Source organism: Nostoc sp. ChiVER01 (genome assembly GCF_034531155.1).
In the GTDB taxonomy this organism is placed as follows: Bacteria; Cyanobacteriota; Cyanobacteriia; order Cyanobacteriales; family Nostocaceae; genus Nostoc.
Genome location: NZ_JAVRBS010000003.1, coordinates 1 through 20,188, shown reverse-complemented (window position 1 = coordinate 20,188; position 20,188 = coordinate 1). Strand labels below are relative to the sequence as shown.

The window sequence follows — 20,188 nt, the reverse complement described above, 5'->3', positions numbered from 1 at the left end:
TGGATTAAGACACACCGTCTAGAGCTGCGTCAGCAAATTAACGCGCTTTTTGGAGGGGAAATGAAGAAAGTAGATAAAACTCAGGAATATCAGGAATATCTCAACTGTATATTCTTCTTCAATCAAGACTATAGTGGGTTTTTGGCGTCTAAATCCCTGATTTTAGGCGATTACCCCCTTGTGCAAATTGCTTATTTCAGCTTTCATCGCTGCGTTTGCCCACACCTGCTATTTACAGGTGTGTAAGAAGCTCCCAAACAGCTATGGACACTAGCTTGCAGTGGGAAACGTTAAATAGCAGTGTCTAAGTAAAAATTTAACCAGGTTGACAAAGGTAGAGGCATGACCAAAGACACATATATGGAACCCGCCTTTCTGTTGCCCGACTTGATTGAAATTCAGCGATCAAGCTTTCGCTGGTTTTTGGAAGAAGGGTTGATAGAAGAACTTAACTCCTTTAGTCCTATTACAGATTATACGGGCAAATTAGAACTGCACTTTTTGGGTCATAACTACAAACTCAAGGAGCCAAAGTACAGCGTCGAAGAAGCCAAACGGCGGGATAGTACTTATGCCGTCCAAATGTATGTTCCCACACGGTTGATTAATAAGGAAACCGGGGAAATCAAAGAGCAAGAGGTATTCATTGGTGATTTGCCTTTGATGACCGATCGCGGCACGTTTATTATTAACGGAGCCGAGCGGGTAATTGTCAACCAAATAGTGCGATCGCCAGGCGTTTATTACAAATCAGAAATCGACAAAAACGGGCGACGTACTTATTCAGCTAGCTTAATTCCTAACCGAGGAGCATGGCTGAAATTTGAAACAGACCGTAACGATTTGGTGTGGGTACGCATTGACAAAACCCGCAAACTCTCAGCCCAGGTACTCTTAAAGGCTTTAGGGTTATCAGACAACGAAATTTTTGACGCCTTACGCCACCCCGAATATTTTCAAAAAACCATCGAAAAAGAAGGGCAATTCTCTGAAGAAGAAGCTCTGATGGAGTTATATCGCAAACTCCGTCCTGGTGAACCACCCACAGTATTAGGTGGACAACAACTCCTAGATTCTCGTTTCTTTGACCCGAAACGTTATGACCTTGGTCGCGTCGGACGCTACAAACTCAACAAGAAATTGCGCCTTTCTGTCCCAGACACAATGCGCGTGTTGACTGCTGGCGATATCTTGGCAGCCGTAGATTACCTGATCAACCTAGAATATGACATTGGTAATATCGATGACATTGACCATTTAGGGAACCGCCGGGTGAGAAGCGTCGGTGAATTGCTGCAAAACCAAGTGCGGGTGGGCTTAAACCGCTTAGAGAGAATCATTCGGGAACGGATGACTGTATCCGATGCCGAAGTGCTAACTCCCGCTTCCTTGGTGAACCCCAAACCATTGGTAGCAGCAATTAAAGAATTCTTTGGTTCCAGCCAATTAAGTCAGTTCATGGATCAAACCAATCCCTTAGCAGAACTGACGCACAAACGCCGTCTGAGCGCTCTTGGCCCTGGTGGTTTAACCCGTGAACGCGCTGGTTTTGCCGTGCGGGATATTCACCCTAGCCACTATGGACGTATTTGCCCCATTGAGACACCAGAAGGCCCCAATGCCGGATTAATTGGCTCCCTAGCAACCCATGCGCGGGTTAACCTATATGGTTTTCTCGAAACACCATTTAGACCTGTAGAAAATGGGCGAGTCAGATTTGATCTGCCTCCAGCTTACATGACAGCCGATGAAGAAGACGATCTACGGGTTGCTCCTGGAGACATCCCTGTAGATGAAACCGGGCACATTATTGGGCCACTAGTGCCAGTCCGCTATCGCCAAGAATTTTCCACCACAACACCAGAACAGGTGGACTACGTAGCAGTATCTCCCGTACAGATTGTATCGGTAGCAACCAGCATGATTCCTTTCTTGGAACATGATGATGCTAACCGAGCGCTGATGGGATCGAACATGCAACGGCAAGCAGTACCCCTGCTTAAGCCAGAACGTCCTCTAGTGGGTACTGGTTTGGAAGCCCAAGGAGCAAGAGACTCCGGGATGGTGATTGTATCGCGTACCGATGGCGATGTCACCTATGTGGATGCTACAGAAATTCGCGTCCGTCCTAAACCTAATACCCCCGAAATTAAGTACACCCTTTCCAAGTACCAACGTTCCAACCAAGATACTTGTTTAAATCAGAAACCTCTCGTCCGCATTGGTGAAAGGGTTGTTGCTGGTCAAGTATTGGCTGATGGTTCCTCCACCGAAGGCGGTGAATTGGCGCTAGGACAAAATATCGTCGTTGCCTATATGCCTTGGGAAGGCTACAACTACGAAGACGCGATTTTAATCTCTGAAAGATTGGTGCAGGATGATGTCTACACCTCAATTCACATTGAAAAATATGAAATTGAAGCTAGACAGACAAAACTGGGGCCAGAAGAAATCACTAGAGAAATTCCCAACGTCGGGGAAGATGCCTTGCGTCAGTTGGATGAACAGGGAATCATTCGCATTGGAGCATGGGTAGAAGCTGGTGATATCTTGGTAGGAAAAGTCACACCCAAGGGTGAATCTGACCAACCGCCAGAAGAAAAACTGTTACGTGCAATTTTCGGTGAGAAAGCACGGGATGTGCGAGACAATTCTCTGCGAGTACCAAACGGTGAAAAAGGTCGCGTAGTTGATGTGCGCTTGTTTACTCGTGAACAAGGCGATGAACTGCCACCAGGAGCCAATATGGTAGTCCGGGTATATGTTGCTCAAAAACGCAAAATCCAAGTTGGGGACAAAATGGCAGGACGCCACGGTAATAAAGGGATTATTTCTCGGATCTTACCGGCGGAAGATATGCCTTATTTGCCCGATGGTTCACCAGTGGATATTGTACTTAACCCCTTGGGTGTACCTAGCCGGATGAACGTCGGTCAGGTATTTGAATGTCTCTTGGGTTGGGCTGGTCAAACCTTGGGAGTGCGATTTAAAATTACTCCCTTTGACGAAATGTACGGGGAAGAGTCATCTCGCCGAATCGTGCATGGCAAATTGCAAGAAGCACGAGACGAAACAGGGAAAGATTGGGTATATAACCCAGATAACCCAGGCAAAATCATGGTGTATGACGGTCGTACAGGTGAACCTTTTGACCGAGCAATTACCATCGGTGTGGCTTATATGCTGAAGCTGGTGCATTTGGTGGATGATAAGATCCATGCCCGTTCCACAGGCCCATACTCACTGGTAACTCAGCAACCCTTAGGTGGTAAAGCACAACAAGGTGGTCAGAGATTTGGAGAAATGGAAGTGTGGGCATTGGAAGCCTTTGGTGCAGCTTACACCTTACAGGAATTGCTTACAGTTAAATCTGACGATATGCAAGGACGGAATGAAGCGTTAAATGCGATCGTTAAAGGTAAGGCAATTCCTCGACCTGGAACCCCAGAATCCTTTAAGGTGCTGATGCGCGAGTTGCAATCATTGGGGTTAGACATTGCCGTTCACAAGGTAGAAACCCAAACAGACGGCAGTTCCTTAGATGTAGAAGTCGATTTGATGGCAGACCAATCAGCCCGTCGCACACCTCCTCGACCAACTTATGAATCTCTTTCCCGCGAATCGCTGGAAGATGACGAATAAGAATTAGAGAATTGGGCATCGGGCATAGCAAATGGGAAAAATGCCCAATGCCCAATGCCCCGTTCCCAATGTTGTAAAACTAAATATACTCAAAACTCATAACTCGAAACTCAGCACTTAAGTATGAGACCTGCCCAAACTAATCAGTTTGACTACGTAAAAATCGGCTTGGCTTCCCCTGAACGCATTCGCCAATGGGGCGAGAGAACATTGCCCAATGGTCAAGTAGTCGGTGAAGTTACCAAGCCAGAGACGATTAACTACCGAACTCTCAAGCCAGAGATGGATGGCTTATTTTGTGAGCGGATCTTTGGCCCCGCGAAAGATTGGGAATGCCATTGTGGCAAGTATAAAAGAGTTCGTCACAGAGGTATTGTTTGTGAGCGCTGTGGGGTAGAAGTTACCGAGTCACGGGTGCGTCGCCACCGCATGGGCTATATTAAACTCGCCGCACCAGTAGCCCACGTCTGGTATCTCAAGGGTATTCCTAGCTATATTTCCATCCTGTTGGATATGCCCTTGCGGGATGTCGAGCAGATTGTCTATTTCAACTCTTATGTTGTCATAAGTCCAGGTAATGCCGAAACTTTAACTTACAAACAGCTATTGAGCGAAGACCAGTGGTTGGAAATAGAAGACCAAATTTATAGCGAAGATTCTGTGCTGCAAGGCGTAGAGGTAGGTATTGGGGCTGAAGCGCTGTTGCGTTTGCTTGCCGATATCAATTTGGAACAAGAAGCGGAAAGCCTACGCGAAGAAATTGGCAACGCCAAGGGACAAAAGAGAGCCAAGCTAATTAAGCGACTACGGGTAATTGACAACTTCATCGCTACTGGTTCCAAACCAGAGTGGATGGTAATGGCAGTTATTCCTGTGATTCCGCCCGACTTGCGCCCAATGGTGCAGCTAGATGGCGGACGGTTTGCCACCAGCGATTTGAATGATTTGTATCGGCGGGTAATTAACCGCAACAATCGTTTGGCACGCTTGCAAGAAATTTTGGCACCAGAGATTATTGTGCGGAACGAAAAGCGGATGCTGCAAGAAGCAGTGGATGCTTTGATTGACAATGGTCGTCGAGGACGCACTGTGGTAGGGGCAAATAACCGACCCCTAAAATCTTTGTCCGACATTATTGAGGGTAAGCAAGGACGTTTCCGACAAAACTTGTTAGGTAAACGAGTTGACTACTCTGGACGTTCGGTAATTGTGGTCGGGCCAAAGCTGAAAATTCACCAGTGCGGTTTGCCTAGAGAAATGGCAATTGAGCTATTTCAACCATTTGTAATTAACCGCCTGATTCGTAGCGGCATGGTAAATAACATTAAAGCTGCGAAAAAGCTGATATCCCGTAATGATCCCAGTGTCTGGGATGTGCTGGAAGAGGTGATTGAAGGACATCCTGTAATGCTAAACCGGGCACCAACATTGCACCGCTTGGGTATTCAGTCTTTTGAACCAATTTTGGTAGAAGGTAGAGCAATTCAACTGCATCCTCTCGTGTGTCCAGCGTTTAACGCTGACTTTGACGGCGACCAAATGGCGGTACACGTTCCTCTTTCTTTAGAAAGTCAGGCTGAAGCGCGGTTGTTAATGTTGGCTTCTAACAATATTTTGTCACCAGCCACGGGTAGACCGATCATCACGCCTAGCCAAGATATGGTATTGGGAGCCTATTATTTAACAGCAGAAAATCCCGGTGCAACAAAAGGAGCAGGAAATTACTTTTCTTCGCTAGAGGATGTAATTATGGCTTTCCAGCAAGATCAAATTGACTTGCACGCCTATATCTATGTGCGGTTTGACGGTGAAATAGAATCAGACCAACCGGATACAGAACCCGTGAAAGTGACGGAAAACGAGGATGGTACCCGCACATTGCTCTATAAGTTCCGTCGAGTCAGACAAGACGCTAAAGGCAATGTAATTTCTCAGTATATATACACAACTCCTGGTCGCGTTATTTATAACAATGCCATTCAGGAAGCACTAGCAAGTTAGGGAATAGGGCATGGGGCATAGCGCATAGGAAAAATTACCAATGCCCAATGCCCAATGCCCAATGCCCAATGCCCAATGACTTAGGACTAATGACTAATGACTAACGAAAAAATGATTTTTCGCAATCGGGTGGTTGATAAGGGTCAGCTGAGAAATTTAATTTCTTGGGCGTTTACGCATTATGGTACGGCGCGAACCGCAGTGATGGCGGACAAACTAAAAGATTTGGGATTTCGCTACGCTACCAAAGCCGGGGTTTCCATCAGTGTAGATGACTTGATGATACCACCAACTAAGCGATTGCTCTTAGAGGCAGCCGAGGAAGAAATTCGTGCTACTGAAACCCGTTATCAACGGGGAGAAATTACTGAAGTAGAACGCTTCCAAAAGGTAATCGATACTTGGAATGGTACTAGTGAAGCCTTGAAAGATGAAGTCGTCGTTCACTTCAAGAAGACTAATCCTCTCAACTCCGTATACATGATGGCATTCTCCGGGGCACGGGGTAACATCTCTCAAGTCCGGCAGTTGGTGGGGATGCGGGGACTGATGGCAGATCCTCAAGGGGAAATTATCGATTTGCCCATCAAAACCAACTTCCGTGAAGGACTCACTGTAACGGAATACATTATTTCGTCTTACGGTGCCAGAAAAGGATTGGTGGATACTGCCTTGCGGACGGCTGACTCTGGTTATCTCACTCGCCGTTTGGTGGACGTATCCCAGGATGTGATTATTCGGGAATTTGACTGTGGTACCACCAGAGGAATTCCCATTCGACCAATGACAGAAGGTGCCAAAACCTTGATCCCTCTAGGAACCCGCTTGATGGGACGGGTAGTTGCCGAAGATGTGCTGCATCCGGTGACAAAAGAAGTTATTGCACCACGCAATACCCCAGTTTCTGAGGACTTGGCGAAGAAAATCGAAAAATCTGGGGTGGCAGAAGTTGTGCTGCGGAGTCCCCTAACTTGTGAAGCGGCACGTTCTGTCTGTCAACACTGCTACGGCTGGAGTTTAGCCCACGCCAAGATGGTGGACTTGGGCGAAGCTGTGGGAATTATTGCTGCCCAAAGTATCGGTGAACCTGGCACCCAGCTAACCATGCGGACATTCCACACAGGTGGTGTGTTTACTGGAGAAGTGGCGCAACAAGTTCGTTCTAAAATCGATGGAACTGTTAAGCTTCCCCGCAAACTAAAAACCAGAACATATCGTACCCGCCACGGGGAAGATGCCTTATATGTTGAAGCTAATGGCGTCATGCTTTTGGAGCCAACAAAAGTAGGTGATGTTACCCCAGAGAACCAAGAGGTTCATCTTACCCAAGGTTCAACACTATATGTATTTGATGGAAATAAGATAAAACAAGGTCAGTTGTTAGCAGAGGTTGCCCTTGGTGGACGCACAACTCGGACTAATACAGAAAAAGCAGTTAAAGATGTAGCCTCTGACTTAGCAGGAGAAGTGCAATTTGCAGAAGTAGTTCCAGAACAAAAAACTGACCGTCAAGGTAATACCACAACTACAGCCGCACGCGGTGGCTTGATTTGGATTTTGTCTGGGGAAGTTTACAACTTGCCACCTGGTGCAGAATTGGTAGTGAAAAATGGAGATGCGATCGCTTCTAACGGAGTTTTAGCAGAAACCAAGTTAACCAGTTTGCATGGCGGTGTGGTGCGCTTACCAGAAGCTACCCCAGGTAAGAGTACTAGGGAAATTGAAATTATCACTGCTTCTGTGGTACTAGACCAAGCAACGGTGACAGTCCAAAGTTCCCAAGGGCGGAATAACTACTTAGTCTCCACTGGCAACAACCAAGTATTTAACCTCCGGGCTACACCAGGCACAAAAGTGCAAAACGGTCAAGTAGTAGCTGAGTTAATTGATGACCGCTATCGGACAACCACTGGTGGATTCCTAAAATTCGCAGGTGTAGAAGTCCAGAAAAAAGGTAAAGCCAAGCTGGGTTATGAAGTCGTGCAAGGCGGTACTCTTTTGTGGATTCCTGAAGAAAGCCACGAAGTTAATAAAGATATTTCCTTGCTGTTGGTAGAAGACGGTCAGTTTGTAGAAGCTGGCACTGAGGTAGTAAAAGATATCTTCTGCCAAAACAGTGGTGTGATAGAAGTTACTCAGAAAAACGACATTCTACGGGAAGTTGTGGTTAAGCCTGGAGAACTGCTGATGGTGGACGATCCCGAATCAGTGATCGGGCGAGATAACACCTTCATCCAACCAGGTGAGGAATTCCAAGGCAATGTCGCCACGGAATTGCGTTATATCCAGTATGTGGAGACACCAGAAGGGCCTGCCCTGTTGAGTCGTCCAGTAGTTGAGTTTGCCGTACCTGATAATCCAGATGTGCCATCAACTACATCGGTAAGCCAACAAACCGGGCGATCAATTCAATTGCGGGCTGTGCAGCGACTACCTTACAAAGATTCAGAACGCGTTAAATCTGTTGAAGGCGTGGAACTGCTGCGAACCCAGCTAGTGCTGGAAATTGAGCAAGAAGGGGAACAAGACCATAATGCTTCACCCCTGGCAGCAGATATTGAATTAGTAGAGGATACTGAAGATCCAGAAGTTCAACGTTTACAACTGGTAATTTTAGAGTCCTTGGTAATTCGTCGAGACATTACCGCCGATGCCACCCAAGGTAGCACTCAAACCACACTTGAGGTACAAGATGGGCTTACCATCGCCCCTGGATCTGTGGTTGCACGTACCCAAATCTTATGTAAAGAAGGCGGGGAAGTGCGGGGTGTCCGACAAGGAACCGAAAACGTGCGTCGCTGTTTAGTGTTGCGTGACGCTGACAGGTTAAGCATTAATACTGCTACTCAGCCAAAAGTAAAAGTGGGTGACTTACTAGTAGAAGGTACAGAAGTTGCTCCTGGAGTTTTTGCCCCAGAATCAGGACAAGTAGTGGATATTAAAAGTGCCACTGCTGCATCTGGTGAGGAATCAGCCCTGAGTACTAAAAACTATGTTGTTACTACCCGTATCGGTCGTCCTTATCGAGTCAGCCCTGGTGCTGTGTTGCAAATAGAAGACGGCGATTTGGTACAACGGGGTGATAACTTGGTGTTGCTGGTGTTTGAACGCGCCAAAACCGGAGATATTATTCAAGGTTTACCCCGGATTGAGGAACTACTTGAAGCTCGTAAACCCAAAGAAGCGTGCATTTTATGTCGCCGAGGGGGTGAAGTTAAGGTAGTTTACGCTGAAAATGGTGATGAAGCGATCGCTATCAAGGTCGTAGAATCAAATGGCGTGATCACAGATTATCCTCTAGGCCCAGGACAAAATTTGATTGTGCCAGATGGATCGACTGTGTTAGCAGGACAACCATTAAGCGATGGCCCATCCAATCCCCACGAAATTTTGGAAATCTTCTTTAGCCTGGGTTCTGAAGATGGAATCTATGCTTGTGCTAGCCATGCTTTGCAGAAAGTACAGTCATTCTTGGTGAATGAAGTGCAAATGGTTTATCAATCTCAAGGGATTGATATTTCCGATAAGCACATTGAAGTGATTGTTCGCCAGATGACCAATAAAGTCAGGATTGATGATGGTGGTGACACCACAATGCTTCCTGGTGAATTGGTGGAACTGCGCCAAGTTGAGCAGGTGAATGAAGCTATGGCAATTACAGGCGGTGCTAGGGCACAGTATACCCCAGTATTATTGGGGATCACCAAAGCCTCGTTGAATACCGACAGCTTTATCTCCGCCGCATCCTTCCAAGAGACAACACGGGTACTTACCGAAGCAGCTATTGAAGGTAAATCCGACTGGCTGCGCGGCTTAAAGGAAAACGTAATTATCGGGCGATTGATTCCGGCTGGTACTGGCTACAATACCTATGAAGAACCTGGTGCGATCGAAGATTATGCTGCTGAGATTAGCAGTAGTGTCTTGGATGAAGTAGATGATCCCCTGGATATGGTCTTAGATGACCGCACAGCTCGCACCTATAATTTAGATTCTCCTACTCTTGGAGAATCTGGTTTTGGTAGCAGACGTGCAGAAAGGTCAGTTCTAGATGACGAAGATGAATTAATCGCTGATGAAATCGCAGACGACGACGATTACGAGGAAGAAGAAGACGACGACGATGATTTCGACGATGAATAGAGACTTGAAATTTACCGTCTCTATTAAAAGGTAAAAATTAATAAAGGCAAAAGAAGATTTTCTTTTGCCTTTTTATTTTGTTATCTAATCACCATAAATCTAGCTATTGCTAGATGCTGTAATTCTCTCAAGAGCTATAATCTACATCTGTTGCACCGAGAGATTAACTTGTGGATGTCATATTAGAACGATCGCACCAATTAAAACAAGCCTTAGTTGATTTTGTCCTTGATGCTGAAGGCGAACTAGCACAAGCACTGGAAACTTATGCAGCCGCACAGTTGCGCCGTGGAAGTGGGGATAGTACACAGCAGGACTTAATTATCGATAGCTTTCTGACAGCCGGGAAAGTCGGTGATAAATCTCCATTAGAGTTGTTTATCGAAAGTCATCCAGATTTAGAAGAAAGCGATCGCAACCTGATTAACAGTTGGCATCATAGTTTCATTGGCTTATTTGCCATCACCAACATCTTACCTGATGGCTTTGAATTGACAAATTGGCTAACAGATAAACACTACATCGTCAAGCCAAATAATACTCAAACATTACAGGCCATATCTCGGTTGAAAGTAGGAGAAATTTTACTAACTCGCATTTCTCCTATTACCGATAGCTACTGGATGTTTTCTGGCCCCTACACAATAATGGGTAAATTAGGTAAACCAAAACTTGCTGTAGCAATTGGTAATTTCAAAGAAAACTATAAAAGTAATCTTTACAGCGATGCTCCCGACTTGCTAGAAGAAGCTTGGCAGTCAGTTGGAGAGTATCATCAGCAGTTTGTGGACTTTTTTGGTACTGATGAAATTACACTACCTGGATACCAGCTTAATAAAAAAATAGCTGAATTCCAAGAATTAATTACTGAAAAACGCTTTGCCGAAGCAGGAATTGATACTTCTAAATCTTTAGCTGAAGTAGCAGAAGCAGCTGGCATTGGAGACGATGAAATAAAAGCAGCAGCAGAAGAATTTGGTGCTGATTCCAACGTAGTCTCTCAGATGTTTAACAGTAAAAGCAGTAATAGCAAAATGGTGATGCCAAAGGTTGATTTACCTGCGGAACTCAAGAAAGCAGAACAAGTAACAGCTCTTTCTCATCCTCGTTGGGGACAAATGTTTTTACCAACATATAGTAAGGTACAAGCAATTTTATCGGCAGAGGATTGGCAAAGTGTTCAAGGAGCGGAAAAACTCGTTCGTTACTACCTTGAAGATAAAAGTATTAATGCTTTTATTTGGCATCGGTTAGCACAACAGTATCCAACTAAATTAGAAAATGTGTTGCAAATAGTTCTGCAACGTCCAGAGTTTCGTCTTGAAAGTGACTTGGACGCAGTTTTGCAAGAATTCAATAAACCTATTGAGCCAGAGTTACCAGAAATTGCTAGTGTCCCTATACACCTACACAATTTATTTCAAGAAGCTTTAGGAGAAGTTAACAAATTCAAGCCCAAAAGTAAAGGGCAAAAAAAACCAGCAAAGGGTTTTCAACTTTAAATGCATTCTCTGTCTTTTTTATGCAATCAAGTATATTTTGGAACGCTAATGCTTGATACAGACTCAAAAAGGCAGAGATAACACCCAAATACTGTAACATTACCTTGGTGGTGAACACTGGCAGTGCTTATTCAAAAGTGGAAAATTCAAATAATGTGCTGAAATCGAGCTAGATATTTTCCAAATGAAAATTCTTGGTGTGCAGCAAAGCTATATGATTAATACATTTATTAGTGAGAGGTATCACTTCCCATGCCGAATAATTACAGTGCAATTTTGAGTAAAATTGTACTATTAGCTATGATAGTTTCTGCCTCTGCCACTTTGCCCCCAGTAAAAGAGGTAACTGCTCAGTCAAGTGATAATCGTTTACGAACACAATTTACAGGGCCAAATAAGTGCCTAGATATCATCAACGATGGAATAAATAATAAACCCATTATGGCTAAGTGCGGTAACTTCTCAGGACAGCTTTGGAACATACAACCTGCTGGTTCTCCTGGGTATTATCGTTTACAAACACAGTTTACAGGTTCAAATAAGTGTTTAGATATCATCAACGATGGAATAAATAATAAACCCATTATGGCTAAGTGCGGTAACTTCTCAGGACAGCTTTGGAACATACAACCTGCTGGTTCTCCTAAGTATTATCGTTTACGTACACAGTTTACAGGGTCAAATAAGTGTTTAGATATCATCAACGATGGAATAAACAATAAACCCGTTATGGCTAAGTGTGGTAACTTCTCAGGACAATTGTGGAATTTATCGATAGGTTTTTGAGAGTCTGCTAGTTTAAACTGAGTAGTGTATAGAAGTGTACAGCTAACTCTGTACTTCCAGCAAGTATTAATGCAATTTATTTTTAAAGATTGGTAGATAGCAGGTGAACAATCTCATCTACGATTTCATCTGGACTCTCAAGCTTGACTAGAAATCGATTAAAGCCAGCATTTAAAGCCTTATGACTTGAGACTTCCCGTGTATAAGAAGTGATAGCGATCGCGGGCAACTGTCTTAAGGATGAGCAAGAATGCACTCGAATTTGCTCAATTAACCAATTTCCATCATGATCGGGCAATTTCACATTGCACAACAGAATATCGGGATGAAGCGATTCTACCAAGGCAAGGGCTGCTTCTGCATCGCTTAAAGCTATCACTTCTGCACCATCTGCTTCCAAAACGAAGGTGAGCAAATCTGCAATATCTGGCTCATCCTCTACCAGTAAAATCAGGGTTCCAATAAGGTGCTGAAGCGGATTTGACTCAGTGTCTTGATTGATTTTTTGATCGGTTGTCATGCCATCCCTTTATTGCCTGCTATAGTCTCCTATTTCTATTGCAACGCATGAAGAGGAATAAATATTCAGCCTAAATACAGAAATTTGGGGTGAAAAGTTTTATCAATATGAAGAAGTTAATTCACAGATCAGATTCACCGCCCTGTTAGGTAAGCGATCGCCCCGAACAAGTTATTTATGACCACAGCCTTTGATAATCATTAGTCAAAAATAATTTTAGTTAGTATAATAAATCACGCTATTTTCCAGAACTAGATTTGGGTAGCGTCTTTGGGTTGTGCTTCTGAGCCGCGCCAAGTTGGTAAACAGTAAAGCTTTGTAAATCAGTTGATTAATATTTTTTTGGTAACAGGTAATTGGAGAAATATTACCCATTACCCATCATTCATTACCGAGGTTCAGCTTGAGTTGAAACTGTTAATACTTGCGGTGGTGTAGCATCCGGCGGATAGAGAAAGTCAACTTCTACTAAAGAGCGATCGCCTGCTTTCATATTTAATAAAACTAAGGGTTCTCCTGGTTGACCTCTTTTTTGCACTAAATGCACAAACTGAGTTTGCGGCTGATTTTGCTCATTTTTGTAACGTACCCGAACTGTCCCTCGGAAGAATACTTGACTGGCTGGTGTACTAAGAAAGCGTAACCCCGGTTTTCCCAATTGATCCTCCTTGAGTGGTGTTTGTATCGACACGCTTACAGTTTGAGGACTTTGAGTATTGTTGTATAGGGGTAACTTGAGATTATATTGAATTCCATAGTTCCCATGAGCGCGATATGCGGTGTCAGGATAGCGCACCAGCATAGTAGCACTTTGAATTTGACCAGTTCCTAATGTACCGCCATGCAGGCTACTCAGAGGGTAAGAAAACACTAGACCAGGCTGGGGAATAGTCAAATACCTGGCTTTAGGATTATCTACTAATAAAGCTCTCCATCGTGAACCAGCAGCCACTCCAGCAACACGCCCGTAAATTCTTGGTTTGCCAGTTTCTTCTATGGGAGTGGGCGCTTTATCCCGTGGGCCAGCTAAATCACCATTATCTAGTAAATTCTGCCACTCTTCTAAAGTCGGTGATCGCTCACTGCCATCGGGATTCACTCGTGCAAACATGGCTAGGCTAGCTGCATAGACAGTGCCATTACTTTGCAATCGGATCAATGTAGACCGACCATTGAGAGGTGGTGTCAATCCTTGCACAGGAATTGGTAAATTTAGTAACATCCGACTTTGCCCTGCTGGAATGTCAATTTGGGCAGGAAAAATCTCTTGTCGCTGCCCTCTCAGCACATCAGACATGACGCGATCGCCTGGGCCAGAAAAAATTGTACCCAAAAGATTTTGGCTAAAGGATGGTAGATCAATAAATGGTGCATCCGGTTGACTCAAATAACTCGCTGCCTGCCAAATATTCACCTTTACTGCTTCCGAACTAGGGTTGTGCAAAATTACCCCTAAATAGAGCGTTCGCAAATTCTCTGCTGGTTCAGCTCTAGTAATATGATGGGCAAAAATATCAAATCGTCCTCGAAAAGGAAAATTTAGATGCGCTGCTGGCACTTTTTTGCCATTTGGTGGAAAAGTGGAGAGTAAAATTCCTTCTTTCAAAACCAATTCTGGACTATTGCTGTTAAAAGTTGGCACTGTATCCAATTGACCTGGTAAAGGACGCACTTCTTGTGGTTGTATGACTTCTTCAGGTGATGGCGTGACAGGATTTAATTGAGCAATTGGGAAAATTAGTAACAATGGCAACATATACTTAAATATTTCTTTCACCATACAGACATTAACAACTTGATGAAAGTGCCAGTTTGTTAATAATTAATACGGAATCTGCGAGAATCCCCATCAATTTTCTTGATTGAGAACCAGAACGCGGGCAAAAATACAACCTACCATGAGTTGCTTTTAGCTTAAGTACTCTTTACGAAACACTACGCGAACACAGATAAATTTCCCGCAGTCGTAACTAATCTCAATCCCTGCTGCTCTCGTGACTAATTCTTTTAAATCAACTGCTGCTTGCAAAACAATTTTTTTACAGCTAAGTAAAGCGGTGCAAATAATTAAAAGTTTCTAGAGAGGACTTTAGTCCTCAAATGAGGGCTAAAGTCCTGACTATAAAATAATCTCAAGGCTTTTTACATTACTTAACCTAATCTGATTTATTCTCGCCTACTTACCTAGCAACTGCTTTCCCACTTAATTATGTACGGCTTACAGCTATGTCACAACAGATGATGTAATCAGGTTGAATTGCATTTATTTTTTCCATTACCCGAGTACTGGCAAATTGTACATCTACCGGCAACTACGGTAAAAAACTTAAATCATCTGGTATCAGATCAAGTTTGGTAACTTCAAATAATAAATCATCAGAAGAATTCGACTGTTGATATTTTAGGCAAATGTCAAAAGAAGTTAATAGAATTCTTTTCTTCATAACAAATATTATTTAGAATAGAAAAACCCTCCATAATAAATTTACAAGGAGCAGGTGAATGCCAGTAATTGCGGTCGTAGATTACGAGATGGGAAATTTGCACTCAGTCTGCAAAGGTTTGGAAAAAGCTGGAGCAACTCCTAATGTTACTTATTCTCCAAAGGAATTAGAGCAGGCAGATGCAATAGTTCTGCCGGGGGTGGGAGCATTTGATCCAGCAGTCCAACACCTGCGATCGCGTGGTTTGGAACAACCTATAAAAGAAGCGATCGCATCTGGTAAACCGTTCTTAGGAATTTGTTTAGGATTGCAAATTCTCTTTGAATCAAGTGCAGAAGGTACTCAACCAGGACTAGGAATTATCAAAGGAAAAGTGCGGCGGTTTCGCCCAGAACCTGACATCACTATTCCTCACATGGGTTGGAATCAACTGGAAATGACTCAACCAAAAAGTATTTTGTGGGAGCATTTACCGTCCGAACCTTGGGTATATTTTGTCCATTCTTACTATGTTGACCCAATAGACCCGCTAATCCGTGCAGCAACCGTCACTCACGGTACTCAAACTGTCACAGCTGCGATCGCCCACGAAAATTTGATGGCAGTCCAATTTCACCCCGAAAAATCCTCTAATATCGGATTGCAAATCCTATCTAATTTTGTTGCTCAAGTCCGCGAAAAAATTCCTGCCTAATACTATTTTTGTTATTTGTTGTTTGTCCTTTGTCTAAAACTAATGACTAATGACAATGACTAATGACCAATAACTAATAACCAATGAGCCTGAGAATTTACGGAAATCGCCAGCTAAAAACTTTACCCGGAAAAGAAACTAGACCCACTAGTGCGCGGGTAAGAGAAGCAGTATTTAATATTTGGCAGGGAGAAATTGCAGGTTGTCGCTGGCTAGATTTGTGCGCCGGTACTGGTTCAATGGGCGCAGAAGCTTTGTGTAGAGGAGCCAGCCTAGTAGTGGGAATTGAACAATCGAGCCGAGCCTGTGCCACCATCCAACAAAATTGGCTACCTGTTGCCAATGCCGAGCAAGAACTTCGGGTATTGCGAGGAGATATTGTCCAACAGTTAAAGAATTTATCAGGCAAGCAATTCGATAAAATTTACTTTGATCCACCTTATGCCAGTGGATTGTACCAGCCAGTATTAGAAGCGATCGCTCACTATCAACTTTTAGATCCTAGCGGTGAAATCGCAGTTGAACACGCCTCACAAGGTTGGAAACCGCCAGAAATTACCCATTGGGAAATTTGCCGCGAGAAAGTTTACGGCAACACATCACTTACTTTCTACAGAATTGTCCAATGAGAAAAGAGGGGGCAGACAAAGAAGCAGGAGGAGAAAATTTTATTTTGTCTCCCTCATCCCCCTCATACTCCCACTCAAAACTTAGCACAGGCTAAACCATAGCTATCCGCTAACAAAACTCAGCACTGCTTATCCCCCCAACTGATTGGGGCGCTTATATTGCTTATAGGCAGCGTAAAACAGTCCAGCAAGGGTGACGAAAACTAGACCAAGCACAATACCTGATAGTAAGGGTTCAACCACTGTAAATCTCCTCTTTGAAATTATTAAATATTCGTTGCCTGTTTTTGATTTTACCAAATTTCGTATGAATCCTGCGCCCTACAGCCTTTTTGGAGGGTGACTGCCCACAAGAAAATAGTCTTCTGTGCTTGCAGACACAATCAAGAACTTTTAAGCTATGTGTAGGAAATGAAAACTTTTTAGCACACCTAGATTTTCACAGCAAACCTTTTGGATAACCAGATTACCAAACCTGAAATTTTGATTCAGAGGATCGTTTTATTGACGCTGGCTATACTGCTAGTAGTCCCTTTGGGCTTTTTTGGTGTTCAGTTGGTTCAAGCCTCCGATCCATACGTCAAGAGCGTTCTATCCTTAACAGGAAACCCAGTTCAAGGACACGCGATCTTTCAAATTAACTGTGCTGGTTGTCATGGCTTGGAAGCAGATGGGCGAGTAGGCCCTAGTTTGCAAGCTGTCTCAAAGCACAAGTCTCGATATGGACTAATTCGCCAGGTGATCAGTGGCGAAACCCCCCCAATGCCAAAATTCCAACCTAGTCCCCAAGAAATGGCGGATCTTTTGAATTATTTAGAGTCATTGTAAACATTAGAATTTTTGGTTGTGGGATACACAATAAGATTTTGGAATAGAAGCATAGTGAGCGTAGACACAGCCCGTCGTAGATATCGCTTTACCAAAAAGATAAAGGGAAAAATCAGATTCAAATGATACTCGCTATAGAGTGAGTATTTCTGGTTAACTAAAAACACCTTATTAAGAGAGGGTTATCTCAAAGTACCCTAGCTCAGTTTGATAAATTCGTCTTCTAAGTTGCAGTGGCGATAAGTCTCATTAGTCATTGGTCTTTGTCCTTTTCTTCATATCTGACCGCATTTACGTAGAATCTTTGATGAAAAGTCATATAAACTGTATATTTTAGAGTATGTTAAAGCCACTATTTAATTATCACTAAAGTCAGGTTGCATACCTAACTCGATAAGATTAAGACAAAAGTTCCCAATGAATGGACTAAGGTTTAGCTTCTTTAACAAACTAGATACTTTGAGATGGCCGAAAGCTAATGACTGAAGCGATCCAAATCGGTAATCGTACAATTACAGCTAGTGAATTGATTTCCTTACTGGCGAATTACCAAATGCTGCCACAGTTGCAGCGCGAATTAATCATTGATGAGGCGATAGAGCAAAACTCACGCTCCGCCAAGCTAGAAATAGAGTGTACACCTGAGGAAGTAGCCCAAGCTAAACAGCAGTTTTACACTGAAAAACAGTTCAAAAATGAAGAAGACATCCAGACTTGGATGGCACATCAAGGGCTGACTCCCGAACAGCTAGAAGTTATTATCACTCGTAAGCTTAAAATTGAAAAATTCAAGCAAGCTACTTGGGGTAATAAACTGGAATCCTACTTTTTTCAGTCCAAGACAAAACTAGACAAAGTAATTTATTCTCTACTGCGAACCCAGGATGTGGGAATAGCCCAAGAACTTTACTTCCGCATTCAGGCAAAAGAAAACTCTTTTGCTGACTTGGCGCGTGAATATTCACTCGGCCCAGAGGCCCAAACTGGAGGCTTAGTAGGCCCGATTGAACTAAATGCACTACATCCGGTAATGGTGCAAATGCTATCTAGCAGTCAGCCAGGTCAGATATTGCCCCCTACTCGCATCGCCGACTGGTTCGTGATTTTGCGGCTGGAAAAATTTATCCCCGCACAACTAGATGAATTTATGAAGGTACGACTGCTCAATGAACTCTTTGAAACCTGGCTACAAGAACAGCAAAAGCAAATCATGTCTGCACCACGATCAGAGGTGGGAATGCTACCACAGGGAGAGGGCGATCAACCTTTAGCCTAACTAAATATGGGAGGTAACTCCTATGCTTGGTTGGTTTCAAAACTGAACATAGCGATCGGTCTGTTAGTATTCATGCTGGAAGAGCGATCGCTTTTGATGTTGTTCAAATAGTAGGCGGAATTGCACCTCATTAATTTTTAAAAAGTGGAATCTCGCTTTTGTCAAAATAAAATAGGGGTAGTTAGACTAAAAAGATTAGAGAACTTGCAGCAGAAAGAAGTTAGATAATAAAAGACGTGGCTGAACGTGCCAAGAAACTACAACACAGTTAAAAATTAACCCGATATCCGGGAATGAATATGGTTGATCTGACTGCTATCCTGAATTTCTAAAATCGAACCTTCAATAGAAGCTGCCTATGAATTATTTAATCTCTGTTCAACCTAATTTTTAATTAAATGAATCATCAGTCTGATGAGGAAACTCCTAATATTTTAGATATAACTTTTTCGACTCATCAACTCTCCTCAGAACGTTTAGGTGCAGTGCCTGAAGGGGTGACAAAGCGGCTGAAGGCAATAAATAAAATAGAGGAGTGTGACCGTTTTGGGGTAAAAAAAGATAGGTCAGGTATTCTCAACAAGACCTATCAAATGATAATGTTACCTAAATTCTACCAAAACTGCGCTCATTATGTACTGACACCCGCGCAGTACAAGATGCTAGAAATCTTGCTGATGCTATTGCAATTTCATAAAACTGTGACAATTGAGAAACTAGCAACAGTCTTTCCACAACCGATAAGATTTGAAAGTCGCCGACGGAGTATACAAAAATTTTTACTGCTACCGCAGTTGTCGATTCCATATCTGTGGTTTCCCCTGCTCAAACGATGGGTAAAAAATAGTCTGAAAACAAGAGAGAAACGGCTGATATTTGCGATTGATAGAACACAATGGCGTTCGCAAAATGTATTTGTAATTAGTTTAATAGAACAAAAAAGAGCAATACCTGTTTACTGGATATTGTTACCGAAAAAAGGATGTAGCAATTTGGGAGAGCAGAAAAAATTAATTCGTCCACTATTGCAGTTATTTAAGGGATATCAAATGCTGGTACTGGGAGATAGAGAGTTCCACAGTATAAAATTAGCAAATTGGTTACATAGCAAGAGCATTGACTTTGTATTGCGTCAGAAACAAGGTACTTATATTCGGCAAGAAAACCAATCACACCAACGCTTACAATCTTTGGAATTAACTCCCGGCATCTCGTTCTTTTTAACAGGTATTCAAGCAACGAAACAGAAAGGTTTTGCTAAATTTAATCTCGCCGGATATTACAAACGCAAATATCGTGGAGTTGTTGAGCCTGCTGGCTGGTTTTTATTAACTAACCTTGATAGTCTCAAAGATGCCATTAAAGCATTTGAGCGATTGCCGAAACGATGGATCGTAGAACGTACATTCGGTTGGCTCAATCGATTTCGGCGTTTGAGTAAGGATTATGAGTACATAGAATTAAGTGAAGCTATGATTTATGGTTCATTGATTCGTCTGATAATAAAGCGAATGGTATCTTAAGCTTTTGTTTACGAATCAACTCTAACGTCCATCAAGAATAGACTTTCTTAAATCCCAAATTCTTGAGTCATAAGTCATAACAATTTATCCAATACTAAATTCAGCATAAATTAAAACCCCCTAGCTGTTATGAGAGCTAGGGGGTTTTAGTTTAAGAATAGAACCTGGCATCGAGCTATTTTTGCGTAGGGCAACCCCTA

The 20,188-nt window shown here is 43.1% G+C and carries 14 protein-coding genes and 1 pseudogene; 11 read left to right on the top strand and 4 right to left on the bottom strand.

What is annotated here, in order from left to right:
* The first annotated feature begins 60 nt into the window (after positions 1 to 60).
* The 6 genes from RMY00_RS04655 to RMY00_RS04635 all read left to right on the top strand — a co-directional run bounded on the left by RMY00_RS04655 (position 61) and on the right by RMY00_RS04635 (position 12,074).
* Entirely contained in the window at positions 61 to 246 is a 186-nt protein-coding gene (locus RMY00_RS04655) for a hypothetical protein (RefSeq protein WP_322646433.1), read from the top strand.
* Positions 247 to 342: 96 nt separating this feature from the next.
* Positions 343 to 3,642, top strand: a complete 3,300-nt coding sequence (rpoB, locus tag RMY00_RS04650; protein WP_322646432.1) for a DNA-directed RNA polymerase subunit beta — start codon at positions 343 to 345, stop codon at positions 3,640 to 3,642.
* Between the two features lie 123 nt (positions 3,643 to 3,765).
* Positions 3,766 to 5,643, top strand: a complete 1,878-nt coding sequence (locus RMY00_RS36065) for a DNA-directed RNA polymerase subunit gamma (RefSeq protein WP_416212035.1) — start codon at positions 3,766 to 3,768, stop codon at positions 5,641 to 5,643.
* A 96-nt stretch (positions 5,644 to 5,739) separates the two neighbouring features.
* Positions 5,740 to 9,786: a DNA-directed RNA polymerase subunit beta'' gene (locus tag RMY00_RS04645; RefSeq protein ID WP_416212034.1), complete on the top strand. Its 4,047-nt coding sequence runs from the start codon at positions 5,740 to 5,742 to the stop codon at positions 9,784 to 9,786.
* Positions 9,787 to 9,956: 170 nt separating this feature from the next.
* Positions 9,957 to 11,288: a hypothetical protein gene (locus RMY00_RS04640; RefSeq protein WP_322646431.1), complete on the top strand. Its 1,332-nt coding sequence runs from the start codon at positions 9,957 to 9,959 to the stop codon at positions 11,286 to 11,288.
* Between the two features lie 252 nt (positions 11,289 to 11,540).
* Positions 11,541 to 12,074, top strand: coding sequence for an RICIN domain-containing protein (locus RMY00_RS04635; RefSeq protein ID WP_322646430.1), 534 nt, complete (start codon positions 11,541 to 11,543; stop codon positions 12,072 to 12,074).
* Between the two features lie 82 nt (positions 12,075 to 12,156).
* Here the strand turns inward: RMY00_RS04635 and RMY00_RS04630 are convergent, their stop codons facing one another.
* The 3 genes and pseudogenes from RMY00_RS04630 to RMY00_RS04620 form a co-directional block, all read right to left on the bottom strand.
* Positions 12,157 to 12,594 (bottom strand): response regulator, encoded by a 438-nt coding sequence (locus RMY00_RS04630; RefSeq protein WP_322646429.1) that lies wholly within the window; start codon positions 12,592 to 12,594, stop codon positions 12,157 to 12,159.
* Positions 12,595 to 12,982: 388 nt separating this feature from the next.
* Positions 12,983 to 14,350 (bottom strand): DUF3370 domain-containing protein, encoded by a 1,368-nt coding sequence (locus RMY00_RS04625; protein WP_322646428.1) that lies wholly within the window; start codon positions 14,348 to 14,350, stop codon positions 12,983 to 12,985.
* A gap of 457 nt (positions 14,351 to 14,807) precedes the next feature.
* Positions 14,808 to 15,038: pseudogene (locus tag RMY00_RS04620) on the bottom strand (peptidase C15); the annotation flags it as partial.
* 58 nt (positions 15,039 to 15,096) lie between these two features.
* On the opposite strand from RMY00_RS04620, the gene hisH reads away from it, so the two are divergent.
* The gene (gene hisH / locus RMY00_RS04615) at positions 15,097 to 15,732 is read left to right on the top strand and encodes an imidazole glycerol phosphate synthase subunit HisH (RefSeq protein WP_322646427.1); all 636 of its coding nucleotides are present in this window, start codon (positions 15,097 to 15,099) and stop codon (positions 15,730 to 15,732) included.
* Positions 15,733 to 15,815: 83 nt separating this feature from the next.
* Positions 15,816 to 16,361, top strand: a complete 546-nt coding sequence (rsmD, locus tag RMY00_RS04610; RefSeq protein ID WP_322646426.1) for a 16S rRNA (guanine(966)-N(2))-methyltransferase RsmD — start codon at positions 15,816 to 15,818, stop codon at positions 16,359 to 16,361.
* Between the two features lie 129 nt (positions 16,362 to 16,490).
* Here rsmD and petG read toward each other — a convergent pair whose 3' ends face one another.
* The gene (gene petG / locus RMY00_RS04605) at positions 16,491 to 16,604 is read right to left on the bottom strand and encodes a cytochrome b6-f complex subunit V (protein WP_063721252.1); all 114 of its coding nucleotides are present in this window, start codon (positions 16,602 to 16,604) and stop codon (positions 16,491 to 16,493) included.
* Positions 16,605 to 16,814: 210 nt separating this feature from the next.
* Between petG and RMY00_RS04600 the strand changes: the two genes are divergently transcribed.
* The 3 genes from RMY00_RS04600 to RMY00_RS04590 all read left to right on the top strand — a co-directional run bounded on the left by RMY00_RS04600 (position 16,815) and on the right by RMY00_RS04590 (position 19,988).
* The gene (locus RMY00_RS04600) at positions 16,815 to 17,189 is read left to right on the top strand and encodes a cytochrome c (RefSeq protein WP_322646425.1); all 375 of its coding nucleotides are present in this window, start codon (positions 16,815 to 16,817) and stop codon (positions 17,187 to 17,189) included.
* A 478-nt stretch (positions 17,190 to 17,667) separates the two neighbouring features.
* Positions 17,668 to 18,465, top strand: coding sequence for a peptidylprolyl isomerase (locus RMY00_RS04595; RefSeq protein WP_322646424.1), 798 nt, complete (start codon positions 17,668 to 17,670; stop codon positions 18,463 to 18,465).
* 599 nt (positions 18,466 to 19,064) lie between these two features.
* Positions 19,065 to 19,988, top strand: a complete 924-nt coding sequence (locus RMY00_RS04590; protein WP_416212040.1) for an IS4 family transposase — start codon at positions 19,065 to 19,067, stop codon at positions 19,986 to 19,988.
* Positions 19,989 to 20,188: the final 200 nt, after the last annotated feature.